The following is a 7,981-nucleotide window of genomic DNA, read 5'->3' as shown; positions in this document are numbered from 1 at the left end:
GGCCCTCTTAAGGCCGACTTCCCCGAGATCAACGACAAAGGGGCGGCGGGGCCGGGAGCCCTCCTACGGTCCGAGCGGCCGCCACTGCACACGGTCACCCCCATCAGGGAAACCACCGGTCCCGGCTCGGGGATCTTCCGGTGGCGTCTCCGCTCGGGCTAGCGTTCGAGGGGCAGCCGCGGGACGTTCCCGCCGGTGAGGCGCACCGCGCCCCCGATACCCGACAGACCGGTTGGTTCACACCCCGGCCGGTCGGACGCCCCGCGCGGACCGGACCAGCACACGAGGAGCCCATGGCGACCGCACCCCCCGTTCTGGCGGTCGAGCAGCTCACGGTCGCCTTCGGCGGCCTCACCGCGCTCGACCGCGTCACCTTCGACGTGCCCCACCGCAGCGTCGTCGGACTGATCGGCCCCAACGGGGCCGGCAAGACCACCGTGTTCAACGCGGTCTCCGGCGTCGTCCGCCCCCGCTCGGGCACGCTGAGCCGGCACGGACGGCCGCTCCGCCGCCACCGGCCCCACCACCTGCCGCGCCTGGGGATCTCCCGCATGCTCCAGGGGCTCGGCCTGTTCTCCGGCATGACCGTGCTGGAGAACGTCATGGTGGGAGCCGACCCGCTGGCCACCGGCCGCCTGCCCGGGATGCTCACCGGCTTGGGCCGCGCCCCGCGCGACGAGCGGCGGGTCCGCGAGCGCGCCGAGTCCGCGCTGCGCGAGTTCGGCGTCGCCCACGCCGCCCACGCCCTGCCCGGCACCCTGCCCTACGGGGTGCAGAAGCGGGTCGCGCTGGCCCGCGCGTGCGTGTGCGGCCCGGAACTGCTGCTGCTCGACGAGCCGGCCTCCGGGCTGTCCGCCGACGAGATGTCCGAGCTGGCCGAACGGGTGCGCGCGATGCGCGCCTACGGCTCGGTCCTGCTCGTCGAGCACCACATGGACCTGGTCATGCGGGTGTGCGACCGGGTGGTCGTGCTCGACTTCGGGCGCGTGATCGCCGACGGCACCCCCGACGAGGTCCGCGCCGACCCCGCCGTCGAGCGCGCCTACCTCGGCCCCGCGGAGGGCGACTCCGACGACCCGGCCGCCGGCCCCGCCCCGGAGGCGCACCCCACCGGCGAGGAGGCCGACGATGGCCGCTGACCGCACCGCCGCTGACCGCACTGCACCGGGGAGCACCGCCCCGGACCGCGCCACCGCTGACCGCACCGCCGACCCCACCGCCTCCGCGCTGCGCACCGAGGGGCTGACCGTCCACTACGGCGCCGTCCGCGCCCTGGACACCGTCGACCTGGAGGTCGCCCGCGGCGCCGTGCACGCCGTCCTGGGCGCCAACGGCGCCGGCAAGACCACCTTCCTGCGTGCCGCCTCCGGCCTGCACCCGCCCCGCGGCGGCCGCGTCCTGCTCTTCGGCGAGGACGTCACCGGCGCCCCCGCCGAGGAGCTCGTCCGCCGCGGACTGCTGCACGTGCCCGAGGGCGGCGGGGTGCTCACCGAGCTCACCGTCGAGGAGAACCTGCGCCTGGGCGGCCTGGTCCGGCGCGGGCGCGCCGCCCGCAACGCCGCCCTCGGCGAGGTCTACGACCTCTTCGAGCCCCTGCGCGAGCGCCGCACCCGCCAGGCCTCCTCCCTCTCCGGGGGCGAGCGGCAGATGCTCGCCATCGGCAGGGCGCTGATGGCCGACCCGCGCGTGCTGCTGCTGGACGAGCCCTCGCTGGGGCTGGCCCCGCTCATCACGCGGCGCATCATGCAGCTGCTCCAGGACCTGCGGGCCCGGACCGGCCTGACGGTCGTCCTCGTCGAGCAGAACGCCCGCACCGCCCTGCGCGCCAGCGACCGCGCCCACGTCCTGGACCAGGGGGCCGTGGCCGCCGAGGGCGCCTCGGCCGACCTGCTCGGCGACCCCCGCGTCCGCGCCGCCTACCTGGGTCTGTGAGGGAGCCGACCATGGAGCACTTCGCCAACCTCACCCTCAACGGGCTGGCCACCGGGGCGGTCTACGCCGCCCTGGCCCTGTCCCTGGTCCTGATCTACCAGGCCACCCGGGTGCTCAACTTCGCCCAGCCCGCCTTCGCGCTCGTCTCGGCCTACGTGGCCTACGCCGTGACCGCGGCCACCGGCTCCTACTGGGCCGGTTTCGCCGCGGCGCTGGCCACCGGCGCCCTGCTGGGCGCGGGCACCGAGCGGTTCCTGGTGCGCCCGCTGCGCAACGCCTCCCCGCTCAGCCCCATCATCGCCACCCTGGGCCTGCTCATGGTCCTGCAGGGAGCCGTGGGCATGGTCTGGGGCAACGAACCGCTGTCCTTCGCCTACCCGCTGGACTACCGCGGCCGGTTCTCCCCGGCCGACGCCTTCGCCCTGGTCTCGGTCCTGCTCGTGGCGTTCGGCCTCTTCGCGCTCTACCGCTTCACCCCCGCCGGGCTGCGCATGCGCGCCGCCGCGATCCGGCCCGAGGCCGCCCGGCTGTCCGGGGTGCGGGTGGGCGTGGTGCTGGCCTCCGCCTGGGCGCTCGCCTCGGCGATCGGCGCCCTGGCGGGCATGCTCGCCGCGCCCCCCTTCCTGGCCCCCAACGCCTTCGACCTGATCTTCGTCTTCGCCATCGCCGCCGCCGTGGCGGGCGGCCTGGAGAACCCCTTCGGCGCCGTGGCCGGGGGCCTGGCCGTCGGTGTGCTGCTGTCCTACGTCACCGGCTACGCGGGCCCGGAGCTGACCGCGCTCGCCGCGCTGGCGGTGCTGCTGACCGTGCTCGCCCTCAAACCGGACGGCCTGTTCTCCCGGGCCGCCGCCCGAAAGGTCTGACCATGGCCCCGTCCACCCACCGCGCCCCGGCCTCCGACGCCGACCCCGCCGCCGCGGACTCCGCGCCCGCCGCGACCGCGCCCCGCCCAGGGCGGCGCGCCGCCCTGCGCCACCCGCTGGTGCGCCACGGCCTGTGGGCGGTGGCGGCGCTGGCCGCCGTCGCCGCGCTCACCGCGGCCACCGGCCCCGTCACCGACCTGCGGGTGGCCAACGTCGGCCTGCACCTGCTGGCCGTCGCCGGGCTCCAGTTCCTGGTCGGCACCAGCGGCCAGGTCTCCCTGGGCCACGGAGCCTTCATGTTCGTCGGCTCCTACGCCATGGCCCTGCTGGTGGTGAACGTCCCCGCGATGCCCCTGGCCGCCGGGATGGCCGCCGCGTGCGCCGCCGGCTGCCTGGCCGGCCTGGTGGTCGGGGCGGCCACCGCCCGGCTGCACGGCCCCTACCTGGCCGGGGCCACGCTCATGCTGGCGGTCGGCCTGCCCGCGATCGCCCTGCGCTTCCCCGACCTGCTGGGCGGCGCCAACGGCCTGGCCTTCGCCACCATCGGCGCGCCGCCCTTCCTGGCCGGCGCGGTCGACGACACCCAGTGGCGGGCGATCGTGGTGTGGACCGTCGCCCTCATCGGCCTGGTGGTGCTGGCGACCGCGAGCGCCGGACGCCTCGGGCGCCACCTGCGGGCCCTCCGCGACGACGCGGCCGCCGCGTCCCTGTCGGGCGTCCCGGTGGGCCGCGCGCGCGTCACCGCCTTCGTCATCAGCGCCGGGGCCGGCTCCCTGGCCGGGGCCTGCCAGGCCTACGTGCTGGGCACCGCCACCCCCTCCACCTACGGGCTGTCGCTGTCGCTGGTCCTGCTCGCCGCGCTCGTCCTCGGCGGCCTGGGAAGCCTGTGGGGCGCCTTCTGGGCGGCCCTGGCCATCGTCTACGTGGAGGTCGCCGGCACCGAGCTGGCCCACGCCCTGGACCTGAGCACCGACGTGCGCAACAACCTGCCCGTGGTGTTCTTCGGCGCGGTCCTGATCACCGTCGTCCTCGCTTGGCCGCGCGGCGTGCACGGCGCGCTTTCCGCCCTCGGCCGCCATCGCAGCACCCCCTTGAAGACGGGAGATTCACGATGAGAACCGATCCCATCCGTGCCGCCCGGCCCTTGGCCGCCGCGTCCCTGGCCCTGGCACTGCTCGCGGCCGGGTGCACCGGCGCGGGCCAGACCGGCGAGGGGGCCGCGGCCGACCTCGATGTGTCGACCGGCGTCACCGACGACACGGTCACCATCGGCGCCCACATGCCGCTGACCGGACCGGCCGCCCCCGGCTACAGCCAGATCTCGGTCGGCGCCCAGGCCGTGTACGACTTCGTCAACGCCAACGGCGGGGTGCACGGGCGCAGCATCGAGTACCTGGCCGAGGACGACGCCTACGACCCCACCCGCACGGTCGAGGTCACCCGGGAGCTGGTGCACAACGACGAGATCTTCGCGATGGTCGGCGGCCTGGGCACCCCCACCCACTCCAAGGTGGTCGACTTCCTCAACACCGAGGGCGTTCCCGACCTGTTCCCCTCGTCCGGGGCGCTGATGTGGAACGACCCGGAGAAGTACCCGCTGACCTACGGCTACCAGGTCGACTACACCAAGGAGTCGAAGATCCTCGGTGAGCACATCTCCGAGGAGTTCGCCGACGCCGACGTCGGCTACCTGATGCAGAACGACGACGTCGGTGTGGACTCCCAGCGCGGCCTGGACATGTACCTGCAGGACCAGGCCGTGGCCGTGGAGCACTACGAGTCCGGCGCCGAGGACGTGTCCGCGCAGATCGCCAACCTGGAGCAGGAGGGCGCCGAGGTCGTGGTCTGCGCCTGCATCCCCAACTACGTCGCCCTGGCGCTGCTGGAGTCGGCGCGGATCGGCTACGAGCCGCAGTTCGTCACCAGCAGCATCGGCGGGGACACGGTCACCCTGCGCGGGCTGCTGTCCTCCTTCGCCGAGCAGGCCGGCTCCGGGGGCGACCCGGACGACTTCCTCGACGGGCTGATGACCCTGGGCTACCTGCCCCCGGTCGAGATGGACGACGGCGACCCCTGGGTGGAGTTCTTCCGCGGCGTCTACGACGAGTACGGCGAGGACGCCCCGATGAGCAACACCACCGTCTACGGCATGGTGCAGGCCGTGCTGTTCGTCCAGGCGCTGGAGGCCGCCGGGGAGGACCCCACCCGCGCGTCCTTGATCGAGGCGCTGGAGTCGCAGGAGGGGAGCGGCCCGGGCCTGGTTCCCTTCGCCTCCACGGAGGACGACCGCGGGGGCTTCTCCGGCGGGTTCATCACCCGCTACGAGGCCGGTGAGGGCCTGGAGATGGTCCGCGACCCCGCGGTGACCGACAACGCCGAGGGCGACGTCGAGGACGTCGAGGTCGACCGCCCGCTGCCCGAGGACATCGGCCCGCTGTCCCAGGGCTGACCCGTACCGCCGCCACCGGCACCGGCCCGCGCCCCTCCGGGGGCGCGGGCCGTCGGCGCTCCCGGGGGCCGCTCCCAGCGCCGATAGGCTGGGTCGGGTGAGTGAGACTTCGATTCGCGTTCGCTTCGCGCCGTCCCCGACCGGCATGTTCCACGTCGGCGGCGCCCGTTCCGCACTGTTCAACTGGGCGCTGGCACAGCAGCAGCCCGAGGGCCGGTTCGTGCTCCGCATCGAGGACACCGACGCCGCCCGCAACAAGCCCGAGTGGACCGAGGGCATCACCAGCGCCCTGTCCTGGCTCGGCATCTCCAGCGACGACCCCCACTTCGAGGGGCCCTACTTCCAGTCGGACTACGCCGACAAGCACCGGGAGACCGCCGAGCGCCTCCACAAGGAGGCCAAGGCCTACTACTGCGACTGCACCCGCGAGCAGGTCGCCGAGCGCCGGGGCAACCCGCACCTGGGCTACGACGGGTTCTGCCGCGACCGCGGCCTGGAGCCCGGGCCCGGGCGCGCGCTGCGCTTCCGGGTGCCCGAGGGCGGGCCCACCGTCGTCGACGACAAGGTCCGCGGCCGCGTGGAGTTCGAGCACGACAACATCGAGGACTTCGTCATCGCGCGCGCCGACGGGTCCCCGCTGTTCGTGCTGGCCAACGTGGTGGACGACGTCGAGATGGGCGTCAACCAGGTGATCCGCGGCGAGGAGCACCTGTCCAACACCCCCAAGCAGCAGCTGCTGTGGGAGGCGCTGGGGCAGACGCCGCCGGTCTGGGCGCACCTGCCGGTCATCGTCAACGAGAAGCGCCAGAAGCTGTCCAAGCGCCGCGACAAGGTCGCCCTGGAGTCCTACCAGGAGGAGGGCTACCTGCCCGAGGCGATGGTCAACTACCTGATGCTGCTGGGCTGGTCGCCGGGCGAGGACCGGGAGATCATGCCCTGGGACCGGATGCAGCCGCTGTTCAAGATCTCCGAGGTGAACAGCTCCAGCGCGTTCTTCGACGAGAAGAAGCTGCGGGCCTTCAACGGCGAGTACATCCGCGCCCTCAGCGTGGAGGACTTCGTCGAGCGCTGCCGGCCCTACCTGGCCGCTGACAAGGTGCCCTGGCCGGAGGAGAACTTCGACGAGGAGGCCTTCCGCGCGATCGCGCCGCTGGCCCAGAGCCGCGTGGCGGTGCTCGGCGAGATCGTGCCCAACATGGACTTCCTGTTCCTGGACGAGCCCGTCTTCGACGAGAAGTCCTGGAACAAGGCGATGAAGCCCGGGGTGGGCGAGGAGATGCTCTCGGCGGCCCTGGAGCGCTTCTCCGATCCCGGGCAGGCCTGGGAGGCCGAGGCGCTCAAGACCGCCCTGGAGGAGGTCGGCCAGGCCCAGGGGCTGAAGCTGGGCAAGGCCCAGGCCCCGGTGCGGGTGGCGGTGACCGGGCGCACGGTCGGCCTGCCGCTGTTCGAGTCCCTGGAGCTGCTGGGGCGCGAGCGGGTGCGCGCGCGCCTGGAGGCCGCGCTGGAGCGCCTGCGCGCCCAGCAGGCGCAGGAGCAGGCCGACGCCGACGCCCCCGCCCAGTAGACGCCGGACGGAGGCGCACCGAAGGACCGGGGTGGCCGGGCGCACACCGGCCGCCCCCGGATTCCGGTTCGCGAGTACTCCCGAAGTCCGCTAAAGTTAAGCACGTCGCCGCGGGGGACAGGCCCGAAAGGGAAGCCCCCCGGGGAAAACACTGGGGTATGGTGTAATCGGCAGCACGACTGATTCTGGTTCAGTTAGTCTAGGTTCGAGTCCTGGTACCCCAGCCAACGGCCTCCTCGCGGAGGTCGCGGGACCGACTCATCGGTTCTCTTGGGCCCCCGTCGTCTAGTGGCCTAGGACGCCGCCCTCTCAAGGCGGTAACGGCGGTTCGAATCCGCTCGGGGGTACGCAACAGGGAGAGGCTCCCATCTGTATGGGAGCCTTTTTACTGGCGCAGGGCAGGTCCGGCCGGACCCACCGGTCCGGTAGGATGAGGCCCGTTAGGCCCCCGTCGTCTAGTGGCCTAGGACGCCGCCCTCTCAAGGCGGTAACGGCGGTTCGAATCCGCTCGGGGGTACCAGGAGAGGCCCGGACTCATCGCGAGTCCGGGCTTTTCGTATGTCAGAGGTGCTACTCAGAGGTGCTTCAGGCGAAGGTGGCGCGGATCACCCTCCCGTGGTGTCACGGGCCTCGGTACCGCCGTGTCCTAGCCGTCGACGAACCGTGATCGAGCGATCGACGACGAAAGGCAGGCGCCCCATGAAGCGCGTCACCGTCCGCGACCAGATCCCCGAGATCTACGGCAAGATCCTGGAGGCCGGCCCCGAGCTCCAGAAGGTCCTCGGCGACACCCTGAGCGAGCTGGTCAAGCTGCGCGTGTCCTACCTGAACGGCTGCGCGTTCTGCGTCGACAAGCACACCCAGGACGCCCTGAGCCAGGGGGAGTCCCAGCAGCGGCTCTTCCTGCTCGCCGTGTGGCACGAGGCCCCGGCCCACTTCACCGACGCCGAGCGGGCGGCGCTGGAGCTGGTCGACCAGATCACCCGCCTGGGCGAGCACGGGGTCTCCGACGAGGCCTACGCGGCCGTGGCCGAGCACTACTCCGAGCGGGAGACCGCCGCGCTGATCCTGGCCGCGGCGCACATGAACCTGCTCAACCGGGTCGGGGTCACCACCCACCTGCACCCGCCGGTGCGCCGGTCCTCCTGACCCGCGGCCCGTCCCTGCGCCCCG

At 73.2% G+C, this 7,981-nt stretch carries 7 protein-coding genes and 3 tRNA genes; all 10 read left to right on the top strand.

Features of this window, described 5'->3' with window-relative positions; genetic code table 11:
• Positions 1–293 precede the first annotated feature (293 nt).
• On the top strand, positions 294–1,139 hold the full coding sequence (locus D450_RS0102740; protein ID WP_017537146.1) for an ABC transporter ATP-binding protein: 846 nt from the start codon (positions 294–296) through the stop codon (positions 1,137–1,139).
• Entirely contained in the window at positions 1,129–1,932 is an 804-nt protein-coding gene (locus D450_RS0102735; protein ID WP_017537145.1) for an ABC transporter ATP-binding protein, read from the top strand. Before D450_RS0102740 ends, D450_RS0102735 begins: the two co-directional genes overlap by 11 nt.
• 11 nt (positions 1,933–1,943) lie before the next feature.
• Entirely contained in the window at positions 1,944–2,795 is an 852-nt protein-coding gene (locus tag D450_RS0102730; protein ID WP_017537144.1) for a branched-chain amino acid ABC transporter permease, read from the top strand.
• A 2-nt stretch (positions 2,796–2,797) separates the two neighbouring features.
• Positions 2,798–3,910 (top strand): branched-chain amino acid ABC transporter permease, encoded by a 1,113-nt coding sequence (locus tag D450_RS0102725; protein WP_017537143.1) that lies wholly within the window; start codon positions 2,798–2,800, stop codon positions 3,908–3,910.
• The gene (locus D450_RS0102720; protein ID WP_017537142.1) at positions 3,907–5,244 is read left to right on the top strand and encodes an ABC transporter substrate-binding protein; all 1,338 of its coding nucleotides are present in this window, start codon (positions 3,907–3,909) and stop codon (positions 5,242–5,244) included. Before D450_RS0102725 ends, D450_RS0102720 begins: the two co-directional genes overlap by 4 nt.
• A 97-nt stretch (positions 5,245–5,341) precedes the next feature.
• Positions 5,342–6,808 (top strand): glutamate--tRNA ligase, encoded by a 1,467-nt coding sequence (gltX, locus tag D450_RS0102715; RefSeq protein WP_083932531.1) that lies wholly within the window; start codon positions 5,342–5,344, stop codon positions 6,806–6,808.
• Between the two features lie 152 nt (positions 6,809–6,960).
• Positions 6,961–7,035: transfer RNA gene (locus D450_RS0102710), tRNA-Gln, on the top strand.
• A 47-nt stretch (positions 7,036–7,082) separates the two neighbouring features.
• A tRNA-Glu gene (locus D450_RS0102705) sits at positions 7,083–7,155 on the top strand.
• Between the two features lie 97 nt (positions 7,156–7,252).
• Positions 7,253–7,328 (top strand) — tRNA-Glu (locus D450_RS0102700).
• Positions 7,329–7,507: 179 nt separating this feature from the next.
• On the top strand, positions 7,508–7,957 hold the full coding sequence (locus D450_RS0102695) for a carboxymuconolactone decarboxylase family protein (protein ID WP_017537140.1): 450 nt from the start codon (positions 7,508–7,510) through the stop codon (positions 7,955–7,957).
• Positions 7,958–7,981: the final 24 nt, after the last annotated feature.

The sequence above is a fragment of the Nocardiopsis halophila DSM 44494 genome (assembly GCF_000341245.1).
Taxonomy (GTDB): Bacteria; Actinomycetota; Actinomycetes; order Streptosporangiales; family Streptosporangiaceae; genus Nocardiopsis_A; species Nocardiopsis_A halophila.
The sequence above is the reverse complement of the archived record's forward strand: the minus strand, read 5'-3'. Positions and strand labels throughout refer to the sequence as shown.

Excerpts from the sequence above, each read along its gene's own strand:
- D450_RS0102725 (WP_017537143.1), top strand. The coding sequence starts at position 2,798 with ATGGCCCCGTCCACCCACCGCGCCCCGGCCTCCGACGCCGACCCCGCC.
- D450_RS0102730 (WP_017537144.1), top strand. The coding sequence starts at position 1,944 with ATGGAGCACTTCGCCAACCTCACCCTCAACGGGCTGGCCACCGGGGCG.
- D450_RS0102695 (WP_017537140.1), top strand. The coding sequence starts at position 7,508 with ATGAAGCGCGTCACCGTCCGCGACCAGATCCCCGAGATCTACGGCAAG.
- D450_RS0102720 (WP_017537142.1), top strand. The coding sequence starts at position 3,907 with ATGAGAACCGATCCCATCCGTGCCGCCCGGCCCTTGGCCGCCGCGTCC.
- D450_RS0102740 (WP_017537146.1), top strand. The coding sequence starts at position 294 with ATGGCGACCGCACCCCCCGTTCTGGCGGTCGAGCAGCTCACGGTCGCC.
- D450_RS0102735 (WP_017537145.1), top strand. The coding sequence starts at position 1,129 with ATGGCCGCTGACCGCACCGCCGCTGACCGCACTGCACCGGGGAGCACC.